A 25,027-nucleotide genomic window follows, 5' to 3' on the forward strand; every position below is an offset into this window, starting at 1 on the left:
GTAATTTATGAAAAAACTTGAAAAGTAACAATGCAATGACTAAATTTGCAGAATTGATTACCCAGATTATTTAAGGAGTTTGAGATGCCCTCATTTGACGTAGTGTGTGAGCCTGACATGATTGAGTTAAAAAACGCAATCGAGCAATCCAATAAAGAGATTACCAACCGTTTTGACTTTAAAGGCTCTGATAGCCGAGTAGAGCAAAAGGATGAGACTTTGATCTTGTTTGGTGATGACGACTTCAAATTGGGTCAAGTTCGTGACGTTCTCTACAGCAAGATGGCTAAACGCAATGTAGACGTGCGTTACCTCAAGGATGATAAAAAAGAGACTATTGGTAGTGATAAGCGCAAGCAAACCATGAAAATCCAAAAAGGTATTACCTCAGAGTTGGCAAAAAAAGTAGTGCGCATAATTAAAGACAGCAAGGTCAAAGTGCAGGCCAGCATTCAGGGTGATGCGGTGCGCGTGACCGGTACTAAGCGCGATGATTTGCAAGAAACCATGGCTATGCTCAAGAAAGAAGTCAGCGAGGCTCCATTAGGCTTTAATAACTTCCGTGACTAATGTAATTGCGCTATCCATCCATCCAGCAAGCCAAGAGGCTATTGAGCGCTTTTGTGATGCTTGTTGGTTGGAGGATGGATTAGCACAAAACAGTTTATCCGCTTATCGCCGGGATCTAGTGCTCTTGGCGCAGTGGCTACAAAAGGATTCCAGCACCGATCTCTACGGTGTCACTGAGAAAGATCTTACGGCTTATATTGCACATCGCCGGGCTGATAAGGCAACTACTGCTAATCGTCGGTTGACGGTATTCAAACGCTTTTATCGCCATGCTCTGCGAATGAATTTAGTTAAAAGTGATCCTTGTATTGGCTTGCGTGCTGCCAAGCAAGCATTGCGTTTTCCTAAGATCTTGAGTGAGGATCAGGTCACCGCATTACTCAATGCCCCTGATGTAGAGACTTCACTTGGATTGCGTGATCGCACTATGTTGGAATTAATGTATGCCAGTGGTTTGCGTGTCTCAGAAATCGTTTCTTTGAAGACGGTTGCCTTAGGGTTAAATGAAGGCGTTATCCGAGTGGTCAATGGTAAAGGCGGCAAAGAACGACTTGTCCCATTTGGTGGTGAAGCAGGTCAGTGGTTACGTCGCTACCTATCTGAAGCCAGAACACCATTGCTGGAAGGTAAACCCTCTGATGCCGTCTTTTTAGGGCGCCATACTGGAACAGGTTTAACTCGCCAGGCCTTTTGGGCATTAATTAAGCGCTATGCCACTATTGCCAATATCCCCGTTGCGCTATCTCCACATACCCTGCGTCATGCTTTTGCCACTCATTTACTCAACCATGGAGCAGATTTAAGGGTGGTTCAATTGCTTCTTGGGCATGCTGACATATCCACTACTCAGATTTATACCCACGTGGCTAGAGCGCGCCTTAAATCGATCCATCAGCAACATCACCCTAGGGGTAGTTGATGGAGATATTGGTCTCAGCAGTCATCAACAAAGTAATAAGTGTTTAAGATAGCTCCATGAATTTAACCTTCGATCTATTACTCATTCCCATTACCTACCTAATTGGTTCCATCTCTTTTGCTGTTGTAGTGAGTAAGTGCATGCTTTTGCCTGACCCCCATACTTATGGTTCTGGTAACCCAGGGGCAACTAATGTTCTGAGAACTGGTAACAAGCTGGCAGCTGTTCTTACATTGATTGGGGATGCCTTAAAGGGCTATCTTGCAGTCATATTGTCCCGAATTTTGTTGGGCGATGAATCTTTGACATCGACACTCAATTCTTGGTTGTTATGTGGCGTTGTAGTTGCCGTGTTCTTGGGCCACCTGTTTCCTATCTTCCATGGTTTCAAAGGTGGCAAAGGTGTGGCGACTGCCTGCGGAATTTTATTTGGTATTAATTGGATTTTGGGTTTAGCTACTCTGGGTACTTGGATCATAGTAGCGGTGTTCATGCGCTATTCCTCTTTGGCTGCTTTAGCGGCTGCGGTTTTTGGCCCAATCTATTTTGTATTTTTGTTTGGCTTTCAGCCTATGGGTATTGCGCTGTTAGTAGTTTGTCTTCTGTTGATCTGGCGTCATCGCAGTAATATTCATAATCTCATGAATGGCAAAGAAAGTCGCATTGGCTCCAAGAAAAAAGGACAGTCATGACTATTGCTTATTGGTGCGTTCTGTTTATGGGGCTCTTTCCAATCGTGGCAGCGGGGATTGCAAAAAAAGGATTTGAGGGCTATGACAATGGCATGCCCAGACAATGGCTTGCTCAGCAGACAGGATTTCGGGCGCGAGCCAATGCAGCACAAGCCAATCTTTTTGAATCTCTTCCCCTCTTCTTTGCTGCGGTGATCATTGCATCTCTAGCTAACGTGCCACAAAATAGAGTTGATCTGCTGGCAATCGGATTTGTTGCTGCACGTATAGCTTATTTGATTTGCTATGTAGCGGATTGGCCAAGCACTCGATCCATTGTCTGGCTTGCCGGCTTAGCTTGCGTCGTAGCAATCTTCTTTCAGATTTAAAAGAACTAAAAGTAACTCACTAAATTCATCGAGACAATAAATAGATATGCCTACTAAAAAAATTCCTGCTAAGACCGTTGTTAAGGCTCCTGTCAAGAAAGTGACTGCCAAAAAGAGTGACGTTGGCACTCCATTATCTGTGGTGATTCGCCGCCGCATTGAGGCCCAGAAGGCACGCTTTCATGCGAATGACAATATTGCTAAGTTTATTCAGCCTGGCGAACTGGAAGGTTTGGTAGATGAGGTAGCAGAAAAGATGCAAGCTGTTTTAGAAAGCTTGGTGATTGATACTGAGAGCGATCACAACACTAAAAATACTAGCCAACGTGTGGCCAAGATGTTTGTTAAAGAGGTATTCAATGGTCGCTATATAGAGCAACCAACGCTGACCAAGTTTCCGAATGTCAGCCGCTTAAATGAGTTGATGATTATTGGCCCCATTACCGTTCGTAGTGCTTGCTCTCATCACCTTTGCCCAATCATGGGCCGCATATGGATTGGCGTATTACCAAATAAAGAATCTGCTCTCATTGGTTTATCAAAGTACTCGCGCTTAACTGAATGGGTGATGTGTCGTCCACAAATTCAGGAGGAGGCGGTGGTGGAGTTAGCGGATATGCTGGAGAAAAAAATCAAACCTATAGGTGTGGCGATCGTGATGGATGCAGATCATTTCTGTATGCAGTGGCGTGGTGTTAAAGATCGTGACTCGAAGATGGTCAACAGCGTGATGCGCGGAGCTTTCTTAAAAGACTCTAATTTGCGTAGAGAGTTTTTGTCTCTTCTCGATAAAAGATAAAACAACTAGATGAAAGTTGCACCTTCAATACAGGCCCTACTGAAAGCTCTTGCGGTCCTTTCAATCGCATCTACCCCCTTTGGATGCTCCTTGTATCCCGATGTCAATAGGGATCCCGCAAAAAACAATAAGGTCATTTTTCATCGCGATGCGGTAGATTGTGCTCAGTCATATCCTGAGTCTGGTTCGGGAGTGCATGTAAAGCAACGAATTGCTTGCATGAATCTTAAAGGCTGGCATTAGCGAGGCTTAATGCTGCTTTAGCTTAAATGCTTCTTAAAAAAGACCGCCATGTGGTCTTTTTTATTGCTAACTCCAAATTGATTCTGAAAATATAAAAATGAGATGCGCTCATGAGGCACACCTTTAAGCACTATCTAAAGCATTACTCATTTTATTTAGGTGGCGATCAAGCACCCGTGGTTTGGGTTGAGCGCCTGAGATCAGTATTTGGGGCATCTCTCGGACTAATGTTAGTGCTTACTATGGCCAAATACCTCAGTGAGCTTAGAGGGTTAGATGAGTGGTTGATGGCATTCTTGGGCGCATGCACCTTGCTAGTATTTGCCTTGCCTTAGAGCTCAATGGCTCGGCCTTGGGCTCTTGTTGCCGGCAATACCCTGTCTGCATTGCTTGGAATATTAGCTTATTCATTTAGTTCATGACCCCTTGCTCGCTACACCATTGACTGCGAGCCTATTCATTTTGGGGCTGTTTACAGCAACTTAACTGGCAAATGCTACCCCAATAAGAAAAATTAATCCTTTAAAAACAATAACTTGTAAATAATTTTATTTTGTGGCTGCTATAGAGGCGATGCAGTCTTTAATGCCGTAGTTGTAATACTTGCCGACATTTTCTTTCTTGAGCGATTGCGCGCACTCTGTAACGGAATTGCGTAGGTTGATTTTTGGTGCCTTGCTTGCAGTCATAATGATATCTCCTGATATTTTTAATTAATGGTGGCTAGCCCTGTTTATATTCTAATAAATATGGATTGACTTCATAAGCTTTAAAATTGCTGTCTAATTTCTAAGAACGATAAGTATTTTCACTATATGACTCAAGTCACCCCAGTTATTCTCTGTGGCGGATCCGGCACTCGTTTGTGGCCTTTATCACGCTCAGGTTTTCCGAAGCAGTTTTTAGTGCTTTCGGGGGATGATTCGGGCCAGAGCCTATTTCAGCAGGCCGTTCAAAGACTCAATGCGATTGAGGGCACCAATATTAAGTTGGGTGTTACCTTAATTGTGACCAATGAAGACCATCGCTTCCTAGCTTTAGATCAACTGCGTGAGTTAAAAAACACATTAAAGAGCTTCGAAGCTACTTTATTGCTCGAATCTTCAGGTCGCAATACTGCACCGGCTTTAACTTTGGCAGCGTTTCAGGCAGGGGATGAGGAGCATGACCCCATCTTGGTGATTACACCTGCTGACCAGACTGTAAAAAACTCGGAAGTGTTCACCAAGGCGCTGAAGGATTGCGTTAACTTGGTGGATGCTGATAGCTCTAAGCAGACGATTGCGATTTTAGGCATTACGCCTGCATCCCCAGAAACAGGGTATGGCTACATTCGGCGCAGCGCCGAAATGGGCTCCCATCATGAATATATTGTTGAGCAGTTTGTTGAAAAACCAGATGCTAGAACTGCTCAATCGTATTTGGAGAATGGTGACTACCTTTGGAATAGTGGCATGTTTGTGCTGCGAACGAGCACATGGTTTGCAGCCTTAAAAGAATTTCGTCCTGATATTTTTGGTGCTACGGAAAAGGCTTGGCAAGCAAGATCAATTGATCAATCTGATGCCACAACTTTTATTCGTCCAGATAAAGCGCTTTTTAATATCATTCCCAGTGAATCCATCGACTATGCAGTGATTGAAAAATGTCCAGGAAGTAAATATTCAGTCAAGATGGTTGAGCTGGATGCTGGCTGGAATGACTTGGGCGCCTGGGATGCAGTTTGGCAAGTAGGTAAGCAAGACGAGCAGGGGAATGTCACTAGTGGCGATACCCTGCTAAGCAACACAAATAACTCATTAGTCCATGCATCTAGCCGCTTAGTGAGTGCAGTTGGCTTAGAAAACCTCATCATCATTGAGACTGCAGATGCAGTGCTTGTTGCTGATCGTAAAAATAGTCAAGACGTAAAACAGATCGTTAATCAGTTGGAAGCGCAAAAACGCGAAGAAAAGAATTTACATCGCAAAGTTGCTAGGCCTTGGGGTTGGTATGACTCGGTTGACGAGGGCGATCGCTTTAAGGTCAAGCGTATTCAGGTCAAGCCGGGGGCTAGCCTGTCACTGCAAATGCACCATCATCGCGCAGAGCATTGGATTGTGGTCAAGGGTATCGCCGAGATTACTAATGGCGATCAGGTGATCACGCTGACTGAAAATCAAAGTAGTTATATTCCCCAAGGGCAGATACATCGATTGGCTAATCCAGGAAAAACGCCTCTAGAGATTATTGAAGTGCAGTCTGGCAGTTATCTTGGTGAAGACGATATCGTGCGCTTTGAAGATACTTACGGTAGAAGTTAATTTAGAGATGAAAAAGTAAAATACATGAGCAAGAAAAAAGTCGGCCTCATTACTGGTATTACAGGTCAAGATGGATCTTATCTAGCTGAATTCTTATTAGAAAAAGGTTATATCGTTCACGGCATCAAGCGCCGCGCATCTTCATTTAATACTGATCGTATTGATCATATCTACCAAGATCCCCACATTGATCATCGCGATTTAATTTTGCATTACGGTGACTTAACGGATACCAGTAACTTGGTACGCATTATTCAAGAATGTCAGCCTGATGAGATTTATAACTTGGGCGCCCAATCTCATGTGGCGGTATCTTTTGAATCTCCTGAGTACACAGCAGATGTGGATGCGATGGGCCCACTGCGCATGCTTGAAGCAATCCGCATCTTGGGGCTGGAAAAGAAAACCCGTTTTTACCAAGCATCTACTTCCGAGCTATACGGCTTAGTACAAGAAATTCCACAAAAAGAAACTACACCGTTCTATCCAAGAAGCCCTTATGCGGTAGCGAAGATGTATGCCTACTGGATCACTGTGAACTACCGTGAAGCTTATGGCATTTATGCCTGTAATGGTATTTTGTTTAATCACGAATCCGAGCGCCGAGGTGAAACCTTTGTCACTCGGAAAGTAACTCGTGGCTTAGCTAATATTGCTCAAGGTTTGGAAAGGTGTTTATTCATGGGTAATATCGATGCGCTGCGTGACTGGGGTCATGCCAAAGACTACGTACGTATGCAATGGTTGATGCTGCAACAAGAAGTTCCAGAGGATTTTGTGATTGCAACAGGCGTTCAATTTACTGTTCGTGAATTTATTGCTCGTAGCGCAAAGCAGTTGGGCATTACGCTTAAGTTTGAAGGTGCTGCTGAAAATGAAAAAGCCATCGTTGCAAGTATTGAAGGCGATAAAGCGCCCGCACTGAAGGTGGGTGACGTCATCGTTCAAATCGATCCACGCTACTACCGCCCAACTGAGGTAGAAACGCTTTTGGGTGACCCCACCAAAGCTAAAACTAAGTTAGGCTGGGTCCCAGAGATCACTCTAGACCAAATGATTGTAGAGATGGTTGCATATGATTTGGATAAAGCCAAGCAGCATGCTTTATTACTCAAGCACGGCCATAGCGTTTCAGTTGGTACTGAAAAGTAATGGCCGTAGATCTTCATCAAAAGATTTATGTTGCGGGTCACCGCGGCATGGTGGGTTCGGCTATCATGCGAAATTTGGCGGGGCAAGGTTACAGCAATATTGTTACTAGAACCCATGCTGAGTTAGATCTCTGCAATCAGTCAGCAGTTAAAGCATTCTTTGAGCAAGAAAAACCTACCCAGGTATATTTAGCTGCAGCCAAGGTTGGTGGCATTCATGCAAATAATACTTTTCCGGCTGAGTTTATTTACCAAAACCTCATGATGGAGGCCAATGTCATTCATCAAGCTTTTGAAAGCGGTGTAAAGAAATTGCTATTTCTGGGCTCTAGCTGTATTTATCCAAAATTAGCCCCGCAGCCGATGGCTGAAGATGATTTGTTAACTGGCATGCTGGAGCCAACAAATGAGCCTTATGCGATTGCCAAAATTGCTGGCATTAAATTATGCGAAAGCTATAACCGTCAGTATGGACAGTCACATGGCATTGATTATCGATCTGTGATGCCAACTAACTTGTACGGCCCCGGGGATAATTACCATCCTGAAAATAGCCATGTCATTCCGGCGCTCATTAGAAGATTTTATGAAGCAAAAATTGCCAATGCACCTGAGGTGCTGATCTGGGGCACGGGAACCCCTAAGAGAGAGTTTTTGTATGTAGATGATATGGCTGCAGCATCTGTCTTTGTAATGGATTTATCTAAAGAGATTTATGATCGTCATACGTCTCCTATGCAAAGTCATATCAATGTGGGATTCGGTAGTGATGTCACGATTGCGGATTTGGCTAAAGCGGTTGGAGCTACTGTCGGGTATCAAGGTCAAATTGCTTTTGATTCAACTAAGCCTGATGGCTCCCCTCGTAAGTGGATGGATTCTAGTAGATTGAATCAATTGGGTTGGCAGGCCAAAGTCGATCTTAGTTTCGGGCTAGAGCAAGCCTATTCCGACTTTCTAATAAATCATACTAAGTGAGTCAGTATTTTGTTCTCTAAGGCGAAACAACTATTTGCCATCAGAAATGACTATTTCCTAGCCATTTGTTTTGCGCTGGTCAATCTCTTTTTCTTTCAAAGACACTTTCTACTGTTTAGGGATTACTCCATTCTTTGGGAAGGAGCTTATCGGGTTTCCTTGGGTCAAATTCCATTCACTGATTTTGGTACTCCGGTTGGGCCCGTATCGTTCCTCATCCCTGCGCTTTTCTTTAAGCTATTTTCACCGAGCTGGTTTGTGATGCAGTTATCACAGATGTTTGAAAACGCGATACTGCTGTTCTTGGCTTATCACCTAGTAAGACGCTTGCACTTCACGCAAGTTAATATTAACAAAGCGATTGCCTGCTTCTCATTTCTTTATTTAGTATTTTTATCGCATCCTTGGTACAACTCAGGTGCTTTCTTATGCTTTTTGGCATCTATGGTTTTATTGCTGGCTACCTGTTATTGGTCCCTGATCGCGGCAGGCATGATGGCTGGAATCTGTTTTCTAGCAAAGCAAGACTACGGCGTGATGAATCTCTGTTTAGGTTCTTTAGTAATTCTATTGACCCAGTCGCAGCAAAGCGGCCCTTATCGTAAGATCACCTTCCAATTTTCCGCTATCACGGATGTGCAGCGGCTTAAATCAATTGCTGGTGCAGGTATTTTGTTTTTGGTATTTTTTGTTTTGCCGATAGCAGCTTTAATTTATTTTGTTGATAGCGCCCAATTTTTTTATTGGTTCAATTATGGGCAGCCTCCCCATGAAATCCGCAAGATCCATATTTGGGATTTTGCTAATCATGGCAATTTGTTCTTACCAGCCTGCATTGCATTTTATTTTGCTTACCGCACTGTGCGGATGGATTTACTTTTTGCAGGTATTTTCTTCATTTGTGCATTCATCGTCTCGAGCACCAGTGGATTGGACTACACTGCATTCTTCTTTTTCCTATTTTTACCGCTACTAGCGCAGACTGTCACAGATAGGCAGCTTGTTCAGAAAAGATGGTTATCAGCATTACTTTTATTGGCTGTACTGACGTGTATTGCCTTTCCGGCGAAGTATCTGTATCGCCTGGTACAAACCACTGTTCTAGCAAAGGCAGAACCATTTTCATTTAGACATGTATATGTCACGCGACCTGTTCAGGCTTATCCTGAATCAATGCCTTATTTTAAGAATGTGATGGGCTCAAAAGATTCGATAGTGATGATTGAGAAGCTTCAAGAAATTGCCAAGGCTAATCCTAATACACCTTTAAAGATACTTAATATCAGTGAGTTAACGCCTATTTATGCAGAACTTGGTAGCGCGCCGCCTTTGTATTATCCGCTTTGGTATCACACTAAGATTTCCTTGTTCCCAAAAGAAATTAAGTCGATAAATCAGGATATTGACGATAACCAGTTTGATGTCATTCTGTTGCAAGATGCTCACGGACAAGCAAATTTTGATGAATTTTTAACTCGCCTGCAAAAGAACTCCAAATATCAAACATTGCGGGAGCGTGGTTTTGTGTCTCCCACTACTTCAACGGGGGATACTTGCTATGAGGGTTACTGCCCTAACCATATCTACGTTTACGTAAGAGGTAGCTTGCTAAAGTAAATATTCTTTAAGTATTAATTTCTTATTTCTTATTTCTTATTTTTTATTGCTTCTGGGACATCTGCTGGCGCAGTTTCTCAGCATCCCAGTTGAGTAGCGCATATATAGCACTCTCACTAAGTGGCTCTAGGCAGGCATCGGGGCTTACACGGCTAATAACATCGAAATAGCAGCGTAGCTGAGCTGTTTTAGCTTGATTGAATTCGGGTTTGACAAAGACACCAGTATTTTCAATAAAAATCAGTTCCGGATCTTCTCTAGATGCCGGATTTTGAAAGTTTTCCCAAGAAGAGTAAGTGTTTGCTTTGGGGCCTAAAAACACTGCATGGTCCGGGAACAGAACCCAGTCTTGATGCAGCCGTTTAAATAAGTATGGATCACAAGCCAAGGCCTGTACCTCACTGTCGGCGAATGGAATGTAGCCTACGATTGGGGAGGCGGGAGTCATTAATGATGCACTTACTCTGGTGGATGCTTGTTTAGGCGCCAGAGCTGTATCAATTTTATTGAGCAGGGAATAAATATCCTCAATGGAGTCTGCACCAATCACAACCCCATGGTTTTGTAAGAAGATCACGTTTGCTTCAGGCGTGCTCTGTAAAGCTTTGTAAATAGCTTGGGCAAGCTCAGGACCAGGTTTGTGATAGCCAACAAACGCAGCGTTGATGGAAGATTTCTGACAAATCTGTTGAATGGACTTGTTGCAATCTTGGGTAACTAGGTGGCTTAAGGCGTTGATTGCATGCACATGCACCACCACTTGATGTGGCATGAGAGCATGCAAGACAGTTTCAATTGAAGGTCTGAGTATGTGCTCACCAATTAACTCTGGTTTTACTTCAAAGTCTTGGTTGGATAACGCATCTTGAAGATGCTTAAAATTGACCGGTACAAAAATATCTTCATCATTGGCGTTAGCAAGCCATGTCCCAGAGCCCTTGATCCAAAGTGTTTCATTTTCCTTCCATGAAACATTACCGCCTGCTCCCTGAACTAACAAAGGATCTTTACCGAGGTCGGCACACATTTGGCTGATGGTTTGATGATTAATCGCCATAGCTTTTATCGTTTATTTAGCTTCGCTGAGTTTGCTTAACAACTGACGCAATTCTTTGAATTGTTTAAAGCTGGCATCAGGCGCATTAGGACCCACTCCAAGCTCAACGCCTTCATGAATTTTTTGCAGAGTAACCGCATTTATTTTCTCTTTGCCGCCACGAATGTCATTGATCGGGTTGTCGCCAATCATCCAAATGCAATCGCCTTTGGGTTGCATTTTCTCCAGCGCAATCTGAAAGGGAGCTGCATGGGGTTTGTCAAAACCAGCTTCTTCGCTGGTGACAATGTAATTAAAGTAATGGTCTAGGCCAAAGTACACCACCTTGCGGAACTGAATCTGCGCAGTTAAGTCAGTAACAATGGCGGTAGGAATTCCTAAAATACGCAAATCATCTAATAGCTCTTTGACATCATCAAATAGAACGGCATTGGCTAGAAATGTTCGCCAATAAGTTTGCTCAAAATCTAGAGCAAGCAAGACTTGTGAGCCCAAACCCATAATCTCCAACATGCGCTGCAAATAGAGAAGGCGGCTATGTGACGATGCGGTATGGCCTAAGCGGGTCTTAATTTGCTTGCGCGCCTCACTAAAGGCATCATCAAAATCCTTTCCGCTAATAGAAAAGGTGTTCATCACCTTTTCTTTGACGGCTTGCTGTGCTGCTGCGTGTGCTGGATCGTATGGATAGAGGGTGTTATCTGTATCAAATAACACTGCATCAGGCAGGCGCAAGAAGCGACTTTGGTCGGCAATAGGGATCATATGAATCGTCTTGTCAGTGCTTGGTTGATATGCGAAAGGGTAACTAGCTGCATTAGTCCTAAAACCCCATTTTGCCACTGAGGCTGCAAATCCAAGAATTCAAAGATTTGCGGGCAAACTAACTGCGCCGCAATTCGAATATCTTCAGCGCTAGCCTCCCCCTCAATGCTGATTTCGACTTCAGAGACATCTGCGTTGGTGCTCATATCGACATGAAGACCACAAACCCCAATGAGTACTCGTTTTAGCGATAACTCATTAAAGCCGTGACGTGATTTAACGACCAACTTGAGGCGAGGTGGGTTTTGCTCGCTGGCGTTTGCAAGGGAGCTCGAATGAATAGGGCGCAGGCTGAATATCAGGTCGGCAAAAGCAGCTTGCGGACGAATGAATTTCTCTGAATCAGGTTTACGTTTGGCTAGCGCCTCTAAGACGCGCTCAATGGTGTAACCCCGTTTATTGACATCGCGCTGTACCTTAAAATACGTCCGCAGGTCTTCGTCAATATCGAGATAAATACTGAGGTCGTAGCATTCACGCAGGATAGGTAAGTAGAGAGCATGAAGACCACTCGCAATGATGATGTCATTGCTCTTAACCTTGAATGGCCTGCTCATCTTGCCGGTATCGTGGTCGTAATGACATGCCTGAATGGATCTACCATCGGTCAGGGAAACTAAGTTAGTGGCAAAACTTTCTAAATCATTGGCAGCCGGATTAATGTGAGTCATCACTTGCCACATCGGTTGATGACGATCCCATAGGTGGTAGTCATCTCCAGAGATAGCGGCTACTGAGTGGGAGCCAAAGAGCCCTGCAATCGCATTAGCAAAGGTATCCTTGCCTGCTCCAGAGTCGCCTGCCACCCCAATTACAAATGGCTTGCGACTTAATCTAAAGAAATCATTACGAATGACAGTTTCTCGCCAGATGCGAATGGCTAGAACAATGCCTGTAGCTACCAGTGCAGTATGGGTGAGTGAAATCAGGCGTGTATTGATGAGATGCGCATCGCCCACAGTATTTTGCATATCCAATACTTGCAGTATTGCCTCAAGTTGATTTCCTATAAATAGAACAGCGCTTAATACGTACAAGACTGAGAATATTGAGGTGATATAGATGGCTGCACGATCGCCACTCACTTGATAGGCAACCAATAATGGCAGTATCCAAATAAACCAACCTGGCGATGCTGGAGTTAGTAGCACAACCAATAAAAATGCCATGCCCAAGATCGCATTAAATAGCTCAAAGTTCATGCGCTTGATTCTCCAGGCTGCATAGAGCATCAAGAGATAAGCTAAGGGCACTAGATAGACTGCGGTATCGCGAACAAGACTAATCGAAAGTTGATAAATCTTTTCCACTTCGGGATTGCTAGCCAACATGCCGATGCCGGCTTGAGAAAATAAAAAAGGTAAAAAGAAAATACCGGCGCCTATGGCAAGGCCAATGACAAATTGGCGCAAAATTTGGCGAAGATTGCCGTTATGAAAGAGATAAATTAAGAAGAAGGGTAAGCCAAGCACCATGCTGAGCTTGGCTGAGATGGCTGCAGCCAAGCAGATCCCTGATAGTAAGAGGTAATGTCCTCTCAGAAAGTAAACGGCACTCATGAGTAAAAATACGGGAATGATGTCGTTGTACCCAAGACAATAGCTGGCAATGAGGCTAATAGGCGATAGCCAATAGATGGTTAATAAAACCCAGTCTTTGGTTTTGAGTAATTTGCGTAGGATCAGTAATAAACCAAAGTCAGCTGCTATTAAGCTTAGGCCATACCCAAATGCCAATGGAATAGAGAGTAGCTTGCATAACAAGCTAAAGGGCAGCAAAAATAGCCACATGGCATAGCCATAAGGAAATGCAACTGCAGCGCCACCCTGATTTAACCATGCTTGCCATGGGTCTAAGCTAAATATAGCAATGCTGTTGTTAAGGAAGGGTACGTACCACTGACCAACGGGATTAGGTAGTATGGCAACGATTAGCCCTAAGCGTAGTAGAAGCCCAAACAAGAAGAGAGGGCTTTTGCAACAGCCAAATAGTGACTTCAGAGATAGGGTCGGCATATTTATAGACAGTCTTTCCAGATCTCAGGTTTTTTGGTGCAAATAGCATCGGCCGTAATCTGACGCTCAGCAAGTAGTTTTGCTAATTCAGGGATAGTAGTTTCCGCAGGACGACCTTGCAGTTCTGGAGAAACAAGGCAAAGTTTGAAGCCAGCATTTTGCAGGCGCTGAGCCTCTTCACCACTGAGTGGGAACTTAGTAAAGCAATCAACCCACACCCAGTCAATTTTTCCAGCAAGGGTAAGAGCGGTTTCAACCGACTCGAGCTCAGATACGCGCACTGCGCAACGACGTTCACCCAGTTTTGACCATTTAATGAGAAATGGAAAAGATTGATCCAAGAAGAAGTAGTCATCAATGCCACATTGCTTCATTAAATCAATCAGGCGCGCCTCTAAGCCCTCTTCTTTGACATTAAGAATGAGAGTGCCATGCTGATAGTGCTTGATCCATTCCTCAAAATCATCTCCTGAAGCAAAAGGATCGTGATGGATTACTAATTTCCCATTGTCTGAGCGAATATCTACTTCAACGCCATACTCAGTTGGAGTTGCTTTAAGCTCCTCAATAGTATTGCGTCGATGAGAAATGAAGTTCATTTAGACAGCCTTTTTTTCAGCTCAAAACTAAAGTCAATGGTTCTGCGGATAAATTTCATTTTGGCGGCCCAATTGATATTCCAGTGAGAGACGCCATGAGCCCGCTCTCCAAATTCTACGGGAAAGCGGTAAACCGGCAGACCCTGAGCTCGAGCTGTGAAATAAGCATACAAATCGAGAGAAAAATCGTGCGGAGGGTTCTCCCAGGACTCAAAAAAGCTCCTAGAAAACATATTGGGTTGGGCATTAATGTCCCAAAGCCGAGTTTGTAACAATAGGGTTTCAAACACACTCATGCCTATGGTAAAGAAAACGTCTGCCAGGGGGCGTTTGATTCTCTGGCCTTTGACGTAGATATTGTTGCTTCCATGCTTCTCAAATATTGCGATTCCTCGCAAAATATCTTTAGGATCGGTTTGCATGTCTGCATGCGTCCAAGCCAATAGCTCACCAGTCGCAGCGCGTAACCCAGACAAAATGCCATAGCCATAACCTTGATTAACGGGAACGCGAACGCTACGGCAGTGTGGGTAGGTAGGCAAAAGACCTTGCAATACTTCGGGGCTATTGTCGGTAGAACCGTTGTCTACCAGAATAACTTCAATATCGTGATTTCCACCAAGGAAAGCGCAACGATCTAAGAGCAGGGGCAAATTAGCAGCTTCGTTATAGCAGGGGATGATGAGAGATAGTTTCACGAGAGTCGAAAGTATTAGAGGATTGAGTGATTAAGTGATTAAATGTGCTTAGGATTTAATAATCTTGCGATCGGTAAAGACAAAAAATTTCATGCCAATAAAATTCAATGCGGCAGATACGCCAGTTGCTAGGATGAAGGCAACCAAGAGGGTGTATTCCATGGCAAGAGTGGGGCTACTAAACCATTCGATACATATGTAATTGATCGCAATATTAGCGATTAAGCCTAGGATGTAAACCATCACGAATCTAAAGACGCTACCAGCGCCTGTAGTTTGTTGATTGAAAGTCCAAAAGCGATTGGCAAAGTAAGCAAATATAGTTCCACTAATAAAGCTAAAGCCTTTAGCAATATTGATACTATCCAGACCAAATGGTTGTAGATAAATAAAGCCGCGATAGATTAAAAAATCAATTCCAACCGTTAATAGGCCAACGATTAAAAAAATGCCTAGTTCACGTTTGATGGGTGCGGTCATTTGATTAAAGGATTAACTAAGTAATTAAGCAAGACAATATCTAAACAATACTTATTGTGGAAGTTGTGGAGTGCTTGCGGCATAGCGCTGAGATAGGCCCTCTAGAGCGGAGTGCTCTACTCGAGAATCTAGCTCTAAGCGATAAGGGTGGTGTGGCCACTTATGAAAGCAAGATTGCCAATACTCAAAGGTTTTGAGATCGTTTGGGGTACCCCAAGAGATGAAGCTATCTACCTCAAATAAATGACAACGTAGCCCTAGTCCAATAGCGTCATTAATGCAGGAGTCTAGGTAAAACTCACCATTGATTCGGCCATTGCGAGCAATGAGGGTATCGATTGCGCGTCTTGCATCATTGGGCTTTTTAAAGGTAAAAGTGCCGATGACGATGGGATCGCTTGCGGGTGATGCCAATGGTGTTTTTACAGAAATGGTATTGATGCGTCCATCAGTATTGGCATCAATCCAGCCAAACATCTGTGGCTTGCGCACGGCATTGGTGTGGCCGCGTGCACCCCAGACAATCACATCAACTTCTGGATTATTAATGAGTGCTTGATATGCGGTTTGATTAAAGAGCACTCCGTTATCGCATGCACCAAAGGTAATGGGCGATAAGTCGTCAGGCTCATCGCAAGTAACGAATTCCTCAAGAGCATCCAAGCCAATCAGGGCGGTACATGCCTGACCGTCAGTGACTTGTGGAACTAGTGCCATAACTGAATTGGGGAAGTACTCTTGAATTTCTTTTTGAATGTCTGCTAAGCCTGGCATGTCAGAGCGAAGAATCAGGGACTGATATTTGGATTTGGGCAAATCCTCCATAGCCTGAATTGCCATTGCCTTGCCTGAAACAGGAATGAGAGGCTTGGTGAGTATGTAGCCTTCATCAGCAAAACGTTTGCCCATACCCGCCATTGGGATCACTAGAGATCCAGCAGGAGTAGATGCCATATCTGGATTGATTAAGCGCTTAAAGGTATCAGACCAAGAGTTGTACTCATTGAGGTCATTAGGTGTGCCCCATTGCATGAAATGCTGTAGTGGGTAAACCGCCACTTTGTCACCTTGAGCAAACATGGGCTTGTAAGCTAGGCTGACATAGTATTCACCACAAACATTAATATTTTGATCCATGGTTTGCTTAAACGCATCACTCATGATCTTTGCACTTGCAAAGTAATAAGTTCCGCTAGAGGCAAACTCCTCCATCCGATTATCGGTGTATGGCTGCTTCTCTTGAATATCCAATGCCCAGGCGCTACGACTACTAGCAACGCCAATATCGTCACTACCTACTTGCCCTGAATTTTCACCGGCAGCTTCTTTAATATAGGCGTAGTTGGTGGTGCCTAATGTATGAGGATGAAACCCCTTATATGCAGGTATAGCACCCGCACAGCCAGTTTCCGCAACAAAAGACTTAAAGTGATTCCAGTTCCAATAACAGGTGAAATCGCAGTAATTAACAACGACAGGGCGGGCAGGATCTAATAAGTGCTCAACTTGGCAAACTGCATGAATTGGACCTAGTTTGTGAGCCGGAATACCAACAATACGCCCAGTGGGGCAAAGCTCATGAAGAATCTCTGCCATCCGATAATCAGGATTAGCCAAGTGATCTTCAATGCAAATAAAGATGAAATCCGTTTCTCCAGGAAACATGTCAATTACATGCCCAATAATGGGTTTGCCATCAACCTCAATTAAGGGCTTAGGAACAGCATATCCAGCGCGACGAAAGCGCTCGCCAAAGCCTGACATGGGAATAACGATTTGCACAAATATCCTATGAATCTAAGTAGTACTGATCCGGTGATTGACTTCGATCAATTCTTTTAATTATAAATTGCTTAAGCTAAAAATATGACGTTTTTGCCATCAGAATAGACTATTGAGAAAGAATTAAAGCATCAACTAACATAGGTGTAATGTAGCGTGAGCCATTGATACTTAGATGGTTATCGTCTCTAAAGAAAAGTTTTCCGTCTTTTGCCATTGTGCAAATATCACCATCGCAAAAGAGTGGCATCAGCCTAATCAGTTTTATTGGCGCCACCTTCTCTGCCTCATGAAAATCTGAAAAGTATTGCGAATATTGTTTTGCAAATAGGTTTGCCTCGGCGCATTGCTGTTCGCGCAGAAAAGGCCAATCGTATTTGCATTTGGTGGGCAAGAAACTAAAGTTGGGTGTGCCATCTACTAGAAATACTTTCTTGCTGTGACTTGATAGCTTTTGGGCCGTGGGAATAATTTCTTGTAGGTAGCTACTGCCAGGTTCAATTAAGCCTTTTCGCAAATGCCAGTAAGCCACTAATACGACCGTATCGATTTTTGAGTCGCTATCGATGACATCAAAAAATGATTGGATAGGGCGCTACTGACAAAAGGTAATGTTTGATTAGTATCAAACAGCATAAATGCCACTTCTGGCATTGCATCGGTTATGCCTAGCAAAATATGTTCAGCATGGCTATCACCTACAACGGCAATGATTCTTTTGAAGGATGAGAATTTTTCTCCACATGCACTAGGTGTGGCATCTTTGTATTCACAATAGTTTGGTTTTGCATGCAGGTAAGTCCTAAATTCATCATGACCAATATCACCATCATTCAAAATCGTTAGCTGTGCTGCAGCTCTATTAGGAAGTCCACTATTAATATAAACGTAGCCGCTCACGCAAAAGAATACGATCCCGGTAATAAAAAGACGGGCTGGTGTAAAGAAGGTTTTTTGATTGAAGCGGATCGGCTTTTCAATAAAGCGATAGGTTGACCATGCCAAGAGGATCGCTAGTAGCACCATGCAGATACGAGCTAAGCTGGATGGCTGATGACCACCGTCTAAGATTCTGGCAAACGTTAGCAAAGGCCAGTGCCAGAGATAGAGCGGATAGCTAATGAGGCCAAACCATACTAGAACTCGGTTACTTAAAACATGCTTATTAAACCAAGACAATGGCCCTGCTGAAATCCATAAGGCGGCGCTGAGCGTTGGTAACAAAGCCCACCATCCCGGAAATGCACTGCGATCATTAATAAATATATTGGCGATGATCAGTAAGGCAAGCCCAAGCCAAGAATTGAGATTAGATGAACCCCTCAATAGAACCGGTTTATTTTGGATGGTGATCCTATAAGCTAATGCCGCGCCAATTAACAACTCCCAAACACGGGTGAAGGGTAAGTAAAAAGTGGCAGAGGGGTAGCTGTAAATGAGGGCGACATTCAGAAGGAAAGAGCAAAGGAGTGGCGCCCAAAGTAGCATGCCCAGCTTAAGACGCAAACGCCAAAAAATCAGCAATAGCAAGGGCCAAAAAATATAAAACTGTTCCTCGACACCGAGAGACCAAAGATGCAACAAAATTTTGTTGTGAGATGCACTGTCAAAGTAGCCACTCTCCCCAAGCAAAACGAGGTTAGATGTGAAAGCCAGGCCAGCAGCAATATGTTTATTTAGGTCTGTGAATTCATCAGCGAGCAGGGTAAACCAAGCCAAAACAAAGCAAAACAGTAAAACGGTGAGCAAGGCTGGGAAGATTCGCCTAATACGACGACGATAAAAATCCAGCACGCTAAGCTGATTTTTTTGCAGATCGCTAAAAACAATGGATGAGATCAAATACCCAGAAATGACAAAAAAGATGTCGACCCCAATAAATCCGGCCTGAATGCCAAATGCATGAAACCCCACCACCGATAAAACGGCAATAGCACGCAGACCATCAATATCAGTGCGGTAAGATGGATGAGTCATGGGTGCTTGGTTTAGTGTGGTCAACGGGGCCAGCAGGGCCAAGGGTGTGAGTGGCGAAAAATTGGGATCAAGAACATCAACGAATGCGGAAAAAAGGTGTGAACCAAAGCATAACGGACTCTGAAAAGAGTTTCGGTGTTAAAGAATAGATATAGAGATTAGAATAAATGCAGTCCAAATCATAAAATGCCAGAAATCTCCCCCTCAAACCCTCCCATTCATATCCCAAAACCCTTAATTTGGGTTCAGTGCATCGCTTTTATGGTGCTTTATTGCTTCTGGATCCTCCCAGAAATCGTGGGATTTCGAAATACCGCCTTAGTCGTTGGCGCCTTGGCCGGCCTCTACCCCATTTATAAGTATCGAGCCTACTTTCTCCAAAGAAGGGCTATCCCAATCTGGTTAATAGTTGGATTGTTTGCTTGGGCGACCTTTCACCTGTTCTTCCTATCTCAGGACTACGCCCTACAGCTATTAGAATTCAATCGCATCTGGAAATACGCTGCTTTAGGGGGTATTTTTGCCTTGGGACTTGGGCTTTCGCTGGTAAATGCCACCCTCAAAGACCCTAAGCCACCATTTTGGCCGGCCATTTACTTGGGGTTATGCCTACCCGTACTCACCTATCTGCTTAAATACACCTTAACAACCTACGGACCCTCCTTGGGCATCCAAACCCCGCCTTATTTACAAATCTACTTTGGATCAACTACTTACTACGTCCCCAAAACTGATTATGTCGCCTTCTGCCTACCTGCCCTAGCGATTTCCCTAGGGCAGATTAGCTCCCTTTTAACGGGTCATAAGCTTCTCAAGTTAAGGCAATATGTATCGTTAACAGTCTATTTAGGCATCATTGCGGCAACCCTATTTCTCTTTTATATCCAAGATATCAAAAATGGCATGGCCTACGCAACCCTTTGCATGGCACTATTTGCTACCTTTCTTTTTGTTGGGTACCCAGGATATTGGTGGCGTAAGACTCTAGTGGTTATTGCTGGAACGGCGATCTTGGTAACTGCTCTTTACCCGCATATTCAGAAAAATCAGACTTGGAGAACATTAATAGCCGACACTAAGGTTGCCTTCCAGCTTGATAAGTATCAACAATGGAAGTTCGCAGGCGCTCAAGGTTATCCGAATAATGAGTTTGGAACCATAGTCTCAGCCACTACTTACGAGCGGGCCGCCTGGTTTAAAGTAGGGGTACAACTGGCACTGCAAACCCCCTTAGGGTATGGATTGGTGGAGGATTCTTTCAAAAAAATGGCCAAAGCCAAGTGGCCTGAAGCGAGCCCCAACCTCTCGCATAGCCACAGTGGCTGGCTCGATGTCATCTTGGCGGTGGGCTTCCCAGGCTTCTTTTGTATCTTAGGGGCCATGGCGGGTGTCATTTGGCTGAGCAGGACAGTTCTTGATCCATGGAGGGTACTGATATTTTGGTCTTTGACGGCAAATCTCCTGCTCTGGGTGACAACCGAGGTCTCCGCCACAGTCAGCTTTGCTACTCTGGTCTTTTGGATCTGTTGGGCTGGCGGATTAACGCTCATAAACAGAGATCCTAAAATGCCACCTTCGTAAAACTTCAGTAAGTATTTTTAGAGGCAAAATCTATTGGGGATATTGATTACTGGTGGTGCCCGTGTAGATTAGCCATCATTGTTAGAGTGTTCGGATCCACTAAGAATAAATAACAAGTAATAATGGAGAACTATCTTAAAAAGTTACAATAACAAAGTAAATTTATTACGATTGAAAATTATGATGCAAGTTCAAGCTCCCATAAAGCAAGATGCTCAGAAAGTTGAAAATGAAATATCTCTCCTAGATATCGTCAATTTCGCGCAAGAATTTTGGAAAAAACTAGTCATTGCTAGTATTGTTGGTGGGATTTTAGGTTTATCAGGCTGGTTTGTCATGGCAACTTATTCCGCAGAGCTTATCCTGTTGAATAACAGCGACACCAACACCAACACCAACACCAACACCAACACCAACACCAACACCAACACCAACACCAACACCAACACCAACACCTACGGACTCGATTTATTGTCTTGGAAGATAATTCAAAGGAGCTTACCTAACTTAGCTACTCAAATAGTTGAAGAAGACAAGGTACCCGAGGGTCAAGTAGGGCTTTATAAAATATTAGCTAATTACGAATGGTGGCAGAATAATATAAAAATCAGATATGCGCTTTCGAAGGCAGACACTAAAGAATTAGTAGGGATCGGTAAAGAATTTGATAGCGCTAGTTCAATGATCCTGAGTTTAGCAGTCAGCGCTAATAGCGCGAGTAAAGAGGGGGCAATTAATACAGTTAAGGGGGCTGCCAACTTCTTATGCTCTGGTGGAGCTTATCTACAGATACGCGCTTTGCTTAATAGTTATGAAAGAGAGCTTATAAGTGCTGCGGGGGAGATTCAAAAAAAGATCACCACAGCGAAAATTGAAATGGGGTACCAGCAACAGCGACTGAAGTATTTGGAAGATTTATATAAGCGCTACCCTTGCAACTCTAGCGTTGGTCAACAGGTAGTTGACCCTAAAGAATCTGGTGCAAAGTATCTCTCTATCACCACACAAATTATTGCTGCGAATAACGACATAAATCAGTCTAAGGAAGTCTTAAATAGGCTAGATGATCGTTTGACCCAGTTTACTTTAACCAAATCCTTTCTCGACGAGGCGATGCCTCTAGCACTAAGCACTTTTGACGGCCTAGTTTTAGGTAAAGAACTGCTTAGAATTGAGGCAAGGCTGCGTAACAAAATTAACAATAATGATCCTAAGCAACAAGAAATCTTAGATCAAATTCACTCGCAATTATTAATTATTCAGGCCCGCTTTACCAAGGGCTTAGAAACCAATACGTCCCCTATTTTAGGCGCTAAGAGGGGTATGATCAAAAGTACCTTAAGCGGAATGGCGGGCGGATTTTTTTTAATGGTCTTACTACTCTTGGGTCAGCGCCTGTGGACTAGTGCTTCCAGCGTTAATAGCGGCGCCGCTAAGTGAAGACCCGAGTTCAAGTAATTCATCAGATCGGTATAAAGTAAATGTACGATACTGGGCATTAACGGACTCAAAAATTATATTGAAAATTTAATCAAAGAATGTTTTTACAGGCGATTTTGGATATATTCCAATGATGACTTCTGAAATAAAACCCCTAGTCAGATCGCTTGAAAGGTTATGGCACCATATTAGCAATCGCCGGCGAAAACAACTTTATTGTTTATTTGTTTTGATTATTTTCTCTTCATTTGTTGAAATTGTCAGTATTGGTAGTGCTTTGCCTTTTCTGGGTGCCTTGACTATGCCAGAAAAAGTCTTTCATGCAGCCGCTGCTAAACCTTTTATCAAAGCTATTGGGCTTAGCTCACCCCAACAATTACTATTGCCTTTGACTATCTTTTTTTGCCTAGCTGCTCTTTTGGCTGGAGCGATACGTTTGTTGTTGTTGTGGGCTAGTACGCGTCTCTCATTTGCTGCAGGCTCCGATCTCAGTATCGGTATTTATCGACGCACTTTATATCAAACTTATTCTGTTCATGTTTCTAGAAACAGTAGCGAAGTGATTGCTGGCATTTCAATTAAGGCCAATGGTGTTATTTATACTACTATCATGCCAATTTTAACTCTCTTAAGCTCCAGTGTGATGTTAGTTAGTATTTTGAGCGCCTTGCTTTATTTGGATCCAGATATCGCTATTTTGACTTTTATCGGATTTGGATTTATATATGCTTTTATTGCATGGTTTACGCGCAAGCAAAAGACGAAAAATGGTCAGAACATTGCCCGTGAATCTACCCAAGTAATTAAATCCTTGCAGGAAGGCTTGGGTGGAATTCGGGATGTCTTGATCGATGGTAGTCAAGAGGTATATTGCCGAGCTTATCGTAAGGCAGATTTGCAATTACGCCAAGCCCAAGGTAGTAACCAATTTTTAGCCCAAAGTCCACGCTATGGCATGGAGGCGTTGGGTATGGTGTTAATAGCATCCTTGGCATACGCTTTAATCCAAGAATCAGATGGAGTGGCAAAGGTCATTCCCGTATTAGGTGTATTTGCTTTAGGTGCGCAGCGCTTACTTCCAGTAATGCAGCAGGCATACGCTTCGTGGTCCACCATCCAAGGTAGTCAAGCATCACTTCAAGATGCGCTAGATTTATTAGATCAACCGCTGCCTACTCATATCGATGAGATTTCTTCTAAATCCCTCAAGTTTCAAAATCAAATTTATCTAAATCAATTAAGCTTTCGTTATAGCGAAACTACCCCGTGGGTATTCCAAGAGCTCGATTTAAAAATTACTAAAGGCAGTAGGGTTGGTTTCATTGGTATCACTGGAAGCGGTAAGAGCACTTTGTTAGATGTCATCATGGGTTTACTGCCTCCAACTAATGGCCAATTAGAGGTAGATAAAGAGTGCATTACTTTAAAAAATCAACGTTCTTGGCACTCACACATTGCACATGTCCCACAAGCTATTTTCTTGTCTGATGGAACCATTGAGGAAAATATAGCATTTGGCGTTCCCAAAGAACTCATTGATAGTCAGCGAGTTGTTAAGTCAGCTGGGCAGGCTCAAATTGCTCAGAGTATTGAGAGTTGGCCAAACAGGTATCAAACATTGGTAGGTGAGCGTGGAATCCGTTTGTCTGGCGGTCAACGCCAGCGGATCGGTATTGCCCGCGCACTGTATAAGCAAGCAGATGTGATTATCTTAGACGAGGCAACCAGCGCCTTAGATAATGAAACCGAAGAAGCGGTCATGGATGCGATAGATAATCTTAGTGCGGATCTAACAATTTTAATTGTTGCGCATCGCATCACTACATTAAGAAATTGCTCAAAAATTGTTAAGCTTAATCATGGCCGCATCGAAAGTATTTATAGTTATCCAGATCTGTTAAGTATCTCCCATTAGCGCATTTATAAAATACTATGTTAAAAAATTCATCAATTCTCATTACTGGTGGTACAGGTTCATTTGGCAATACATTTGTACCAATGACATTGGAAAAATATAATCCTAAGCGATTGGTTATATACTCCCGCGATGAAATGAAGCAGTGGGATATGGCGCAAAAATATTCTGGGGACCCTAGAGTAGTTTTTATGATTGGTGATGTTCGAGATAGGGATAGGTTAGCCCGTGGATTAGATGGAATTGATTATGTTGTTCATGCTGCAGCCACAAAGATTGTACCTACTGCCGAATATAATCCTTTCGAATGCGTCAAAACCAATATTAATGGCGCCATGAATTTAATTGATGTCTGTATTGATCGAGGAATAAAACAAGTGATCGCTTTATCTACTGACAAGGCGAGTAACCCTATTAATTTGTATGGCGCGACTAAGCTCGCTTCTGATAAATTATTTGTAGCAGCTAACGCCTATGCCGGTATTCACAATACTAGATTTTCGGTAGTGCGTTATGGTAATGTCATGGGTTCCAGAGGTTCAGTAATTCCTTTTTTCATGTCGGTCGCAGAATCTGGAACATTGCCAATTACAGACCTTCGCATGACGCGGTTCATGATTACCTTAGAGCAAGGAGTGGAACTAGTTTGGCACGCTTTTGACGACATGCAAGGTGGGGAAATTTATGTCAAAAAAATCCCTTCAATGTCAATTGGAGATATTGCAAAAGCAGTTGCTCCAGATGCTGGTCATAAAATTATTGGAATTAGACCAGGAGAGAAAATTCACGAGCAGATGATTGGCTTAGAGGACGCTCCTAATACATACGAGTACGAGGAGCACTATAAAATACTGCCGATGATTCATGGCTGGTCCCTGGACGCTTCCAGAATCAAAAACGGAACTAAGGTTACGGATGGTTTTACCTACACATCAGACAACAATGTAAATTGGATGCCAGTTGGAGATCTAAGAAATTGGATTAATTTAAATAAAAATAAAGTGGGTTCGATTTAGTA

The 25,027-nt window shown here is 43.3% G+C and carries 25 protein-coding genes; 15 read left to right on the forward strand and 10 right to left on the reverse strand.

The genetic code is table 11. The features are described from left to right. The first annotated feature begins 84 nt into the window (after positions 1-84). From ICN22_RS02870 to ICN22_RS02900, 7 genes are all read left to right on the forward strand, one after another. Positions 85-570 (forward strand): YajQ family cyclic di-GMP-binding protein, encoded by a 486-nt coding sequence (locus tag ICN22_RS02870; RefSeq protein ID WP_216168749.1) that lies wholly within the window; start codon positions 85-87, stop codon positions 568-570. After that, positions 563-1,489, forward strand: coding sequence for a site-specific tyrosine recombinase XerD (gene xerD / locus ICN22_RS02875; protein WP_216168750.1), 927 nt, complete (start codon positions 563-565; stop codon positions 1,487-1,489). The genes ICN22_RS02870 and xerD overlap by 8 nt, the downstream gene beginning before the upstream one ends. Positions 1,490-1,545: 56 nt before the next feature. Next, complete coding sequence (plsY, locus tag ICN22_RS02880) at positions 1,546-2,181, forward strand: glycerol-3-phosphate 1-O-acyltransferase PlsY (RefSeq protein WP_216168751.1); 636 nt, start codon at positions 1,546-1,548, stop codon at positions 2,179-2,181. Continuing rightward, positions 2,178-2,549 (forward strand): MAPEG family protein, encoded by a 372-nt coding sequence (locus ICN22_RS02885; protein WP_216168752.1) that lies wholly within the window; start codon positions 2,178-2,180, stop codon positions 2,547-2,549. The genes plsY and ICN22_RS02885 overlap by 4 nt, the downstream gene beginning before the upstream one ends. 46 nt (positions 2,550-2,595) lie before the next feature. After that, a complete protein-coding gene (folE, locus tag ICN22_RS02890) occupies positions 2,596-3,348 on the forward strand; it encodes a GTP cyclohydrolase I (RefSeq protein ID WP_216168753.1) in 753 nt (250 codons plus the stop codon). A gap of 9 nt (positions 3,349-3,357) precedes the next feature. Beyond that, entirely contained in the window at positions 3,358-3,591 is a 234-nt protein-coding gene (locus tag ICN22_RS02895) for a hypothetical protein (RefSeq protein WP_216168754.1), read from the forward strand. A 110-nt stretch (positions 3,592-3,701) separates the two neighbouring features. Further along, positions 3,702-3,926 (forward strand): hypothetical protein, encoded by a 225-nt coding sequence (locus ICN22_RS02900; protein ID WP_216168755.1) that lies wholly within the window; start codon positions 3,702-3,704, stop codon positions 3,924-3,926. Positions 3,927-4,139: 213 nt separating this feature from the next. Here the strand turns inward: ICN22_RS02900 and ICN22_RS02905 are convergent, their stop codons facing one another. After that, positions 4,140-4,280 carry a hypothetical protein gene (locus ICN22_RS02905; protein WP_216168756.1) on the reverse strand — a complete coding sequence of 47 codons (141 nt, stop codon included), beginning with the start codon at positions 4,278-4,280 and terminating at the stop codon, positions 4,140-4,142. A gap of 126 nt (positions 4,281-4,406) precedes the next feature. Between ICN22_RS02905 and ICN22_RS02910 the strand changes: the two genes are divergently transcribed. From ICN22_RS02910 to ICN22_RS02925, 4 genes are all read left to right on the forward strand, one after another. Beyond that, complete coding sequence (locus ICN22_RS02910) at positions 4,407-5,894, forward strand: mannose-1-phosphate guanylyltransferase/mannose-6-phosphate isomerase (RefSeq protein WP_216168757.1); 1,488 nt, start codon at positions 4,407-4,409, stop codon at positions 5,892-5,894. A gap of 24 nt (positions 5,895-5,918) precedes the next feature. Then, the gene (gmd, locus tag ICN22_RS02915) at positions 5,919-7,046 is read left to right on the forward strand and encodes a GDP-mannose 4,6-dehydratase (RefSeq protein WP_216168758.1); all 1,128 of its coding nucleotides are present in this window, start codon (positions 5,919-5,921) and stop codon (positions 7,044-7,046) included. After that, positions 7,046-8,023, forward strand: coding sequence for a GDP-L-fucose synthase (fcl, locus tag ICN22_RS02920; protein ID WP_216168759.1), 978 nt, complete (start codon positions 7,046-7,048; stop codon positions 8,021-8,023). Before gmd ends, fcl begins: the two co-directional genes overlap by 1 nt. Positions 8,024-8,182: 159 nt before the next feature. Next, on the forward strand, positions 8,183-9,640 hold the full coding sequence (locus ICN22_RS02925; protein ID WP_216168760.1) for a glycosyltransferase family protein: 1,458 nt from the start codon (positions 8,183-8,185) through the stop codon (positions 9,638-9,640). 43 nt (positions 9,641-9,683) lie between these two features. On the opposite strand, the gene ICN22_RS02930 is transcribed toward ICN22_RS02925, so the two are convergent. The 9 genes from ICN22_RS02930 to ICN22_RS02970 all read right to left on the reverse strand — a co-directional run bounded on the left by ICN22_RS02930 (position 9,684) and on the right by ICN22_RS02970 (position 19,073). Beyond that, positions 9,684-10,697, reverse strand: a complete 1,014-nt coding sequence (locus ICN22_RS02930; RefSeq protein WP_216168761.1) for a class II aldolase/adducin family protein — start codon at positions 10,695-10,697, stop codon at positions 9,684-9,686. 12 nt (positions 10,698-10,709) lie between these two features. After that, complete coding sequence (locus tag ICN22_RS02935; protein WP_216168762.1) at positions 10,710-11,462, reverse strand: HAD family hydrolase; 753 nt, start codon at positions 11,460-11,462, stop codon at positions 10,710-10,712. Further along, a complete protein-coding gene (locus ICN22_RS02940; RefSeq protein ID WP_216168763.1) occupies positions 11,459-13,537 on the reverse strand; it encodes a uridine kinase in 2,079 nt (692 codons plus the stop codon). The genes ICN22_RS02935 and ICN22_RS02940 overlap by 4 nt, the downstream gene beginning before the upstream one ends. Before the next feature lie 2 nt (positions 13,538-13,539). After that, positions 13,540-14,136, reverse strand: coding sequence for a phosphatidylinositol-specific phospholipase C/glycerophosphodiester phosphodiesterase family protein (locus ICN22_RS02945; RefSeq protein ID WP_216168764.1), 597 nt, complete (start codon positions 14,134-14,136; stop codon positions 13,540-13,542). Further along, positions 14,133-14,834: a glycosyltransferase family 2 protein gene (locus tag ICN22_RS02950; RefSeq protein ID WP_216168765.1), complete on the reverse strand. Its 702-nt coding sequence runs from the start codon at positions 14,832-14,834 to the stop codon at positions 14,133-14,135. The genes ICN22_RS02945 and ICN22_RS02950 overlap by 4 nt, the downstream gene beginning before the upstream one ends. A 48-nt stretch (positions 14,835-14,882) precedes the next feature. Further along, complete coding sequence (locus ICN22_RS02955) at positions 14,883-15,314, reverse strand: GtrA family protein (RefSeq protein ID WP_216168766.1); 432 nt, start codon at positions 15,312-15,314, stop codon at positions 14,883-14,885. Positions 15,315-15,365: 51 nt separating this feature from the next. Further along, entirely contained in the window at positions 15,366-17,096 is a 1,731-nt protein-coding gene (locus ICN22_RS02960) for a glycosyltransferase family protein (protein ID WP_216168767.1), read from the reverse strand. Positions 17,097-17,205: 109 nt separating this feature from the next. Further along, the gene (locus tag ICN22_RS02965; protein ID WP_216168768.1) at positions 17,206-17,628 is read right to left on the reverse strand and encodes an SGNH hydrolase domain-containing protein; all 423 of its coding nucleotides are present in this window, start codon (positions 17,626-17,628) and stop codon (positions 17,206-17,208) included. After that, positions 17,628-19,073, reverse strand: coding sequence for an acyltransferase family protein (locus ICN22_RS02970; RefSeq protein ID WP_216168769.1), 1,446 nt, complete (start codon positions 19,071-19,073; stop codon positions 17,628-17,630). Before ICN22_RS02970 ends, ICN22_RS02965 begins: the two co-directional genes overlap by 1 nt. Before the next feature lie 186 nt (positions 19,074-19,259). On the opposite strand from ICN22_RS02970, the gene ICN22_RS02975 reads away from it, so the two are divergent. The 4 genes from ICN22_RS02975 (at position 19,260) to pseB (ending at position 25,025) form a co-directional block, all read left to right on the forward strand. After that, positions 19,260-20,654 carry a hypothetical protein gene (locus tag ICN22_RS02975; RefSeq protein ID WP_216168770.1) on the forward strand — a complete coding sequence of 465 codons (1,395 nt, stop codon included), beginning with the start codon at positions 19,260-19,262 and terminating at the stop codon, positions 20,652-20,654. A 180-nt stretch (positions 20,655-20,834) separates the two neighbouring features. Continuing rightward, positions 20,835-22,094 carry a hypothetical protein gene (locus ICN22_RS02980; protein ID WP_216168771.1) on the forward strand — a complete coding sequence of 420 codons (1,260 nt, stop codon included), beginning with the start codon at positions 20,835-20,837 and terminating at the stop codon, positions 22,092-22,094. 229 nt (positions 22,095-22,323) lie between these two features. After that, a complete protein-coding gene (locus ICN22_RS02985) occupies positions 22,324-24,009 on the forward strand; it encodes an ABC transporter ATP-binding protein (RefSeq protein ID WP_216168772.1) in 1,686 nt (561 codons plus the stop codon). A gap of 17 nt (positions 24,010-24,026) precedes the next feature. Beyond that, positions 24,027-25,025: a UDP-N-acetylglucosamine 4,6-dehydratase (inverting) gene (gene pseB, locus ICN22_RS02990; protein ID WP_216168773.1), complete on the forward strand. Its 999-nt coding sequence runs from the start codon at positions 24,027-24,029 to the stop codon at positions 25,023-25,025. Positions 25,026-25,027 lie beyond the last annotated feature (2 nt).

Origin of the sequence: Polynucleobacter bastaniensis (assembly GCF_018882205.1) — a bacterium.
GTDB classification, from domain to species: domain Bacteria; phylum Pseudomonadota; class Gammaproteobacteria; order Burkholderiales; family Burkholderiaceae; genus Polynucleobacter; species Polynucleobacter bastaniensis.

What these genes read in the sequence shown, in the direction of transcription:
- ICN22_RS02870 (WP_216168749.1), top strand. Translation starts at nt 85, where the DNA reads ATGCCCTCATTTGACGTAGTGTGTGAGCCTGACATGATTGAGTTAAAA.
- plsY (WP_216168751.1), top strand. Translation starts at nt 1,546, where the DNA reads ATGAATTTAACCTTCGATCTATTACTCATTCCCATTACCTACCTAATT.
- ICN22_RS02885 (WP_216168752.1), top strand. Translation starts at nt 2,178, where the DNA reads ATGACTATTGCTTATTGGTGCGTTCTGTTTATGGGGCTCTTTCCAATC.
- folE (WP_216168753.1), top strand. Translation starts at nt 2,596, where the DNA reads ATGCCTACTAAAAAAATTCCTGCTAAGACCGTTGTTAAGGCTCCTGTC.
- ICN22_RS02895 (WP_216168754.1), top strand. Translation starts at nt 3,358, where the DNA reads ATGAAAGTTGCACCTTCAATACAGGCCCTACTGAAAGCTCTTGCGGTC.
- ICN22_RS02900 (WP_216168755.1), top strand. Translation starts at nt 3,702, where the DNA reads ATGAGGCACACCTTTAAGCACTATCTAAAGCATTACTCATTTTATTTA.
- ICN22_RS02905 (WP_216168756.1), bottom strand. Translation starts at nt 4,280, where the DNA reads ATGACTGCAAGCAAGGCACCAAAAATCAACCTACGCAATTCCGTTACA.
- ICN22_RS02910 (WP_216168757.1), top strand. Translation starts at nt 4,407, where the DNA reads ATGACTCAAGTCACCCCAGTTATTCTCTGTGGCGGATCCGGCACTCGT.
- gmd (WP_216168758.1), top strand. Translation starts at nt 5,919, where the DNA reads ATGAGCAAGAAAAAAGTCGGCCTCATTACTGGTATTACAGGTCAAGAT.
- fcl (WP_216168759.1), top strand. Translation starts at nt 7,046, where the DNA reads ATGGCCGTAGATCTTCATCAAAAGATTTATGTTGCGGGTCACCGCGGC.
- ICN22_RS02930 (WP_216168761.1), bottom strand. Translation starts at nt 10,697, where the DNA reads ATGGCGATTAATCATCAAACCATCAGCCAAATGTGTGCCGACCTCGGT.
- ICN22_RS02935 (WP_216168762.1), bottom strand. Translation starts at nt 11,462, where the DNA reads ATGATCCCTATTGCCGACCAAAGTCGCTTCTTGCGCCTGCCTGATGCA.
- ICN22_RS02940 (WP_216168763.1), bottom strand. Translation starts at nt 13,537, where the DNA reads ATGCCGACCCTATCTCTGAAGTCACTATTTGGCTGTTGCAAAAGCCCT.
- ICN22_RS02945 (WP_216168764.1), bottom strand. Translation starts at nt 14,136, where the DNA reads ATGAACTTCATTTCTCATCGACGCAATACTATTGAGGAGCTTAAAGCA.
- ICN22_RS02955 (WP_216168766.1), bottom strand. Translation starts at nt 15,314, where the DNA reads ATGACCGCACCCATCAAACGTGAACTAGGCATTTTTTTAATCGTTGGC.
- ICN22_RS02970 (WP_216168769.1), bottom strand. Translation starts at nt 19,073, where the DNA reads ATGACTCATCCATCTTACCGCACTGATATTGATGGTCTGCGTGCTATT.
- ICN22_RS02975 (WP_216168770.1), top strand. Translation starts at nt 19,260, where the DNA reads ATGCCAGAAATCTCCCCCTCAAACCCTCCCATTCATATCCCAAAACCC.
- ICN22_RS02980 (WP_216168771.1), top strand. Translation starts at nt 20,835, where the DNA reads ATGATGCAAGTTCAAGCTCCCATAAAGCAAGATGCTCAGAAAGTTGAA.
- pseB (WP_216168773.1), top strand. Translation starts at nt 24,027, where the DNA reads ATGTTAAAAAATTCATCAATTCTCATTACTGGTGGTACAGGTTCATTT.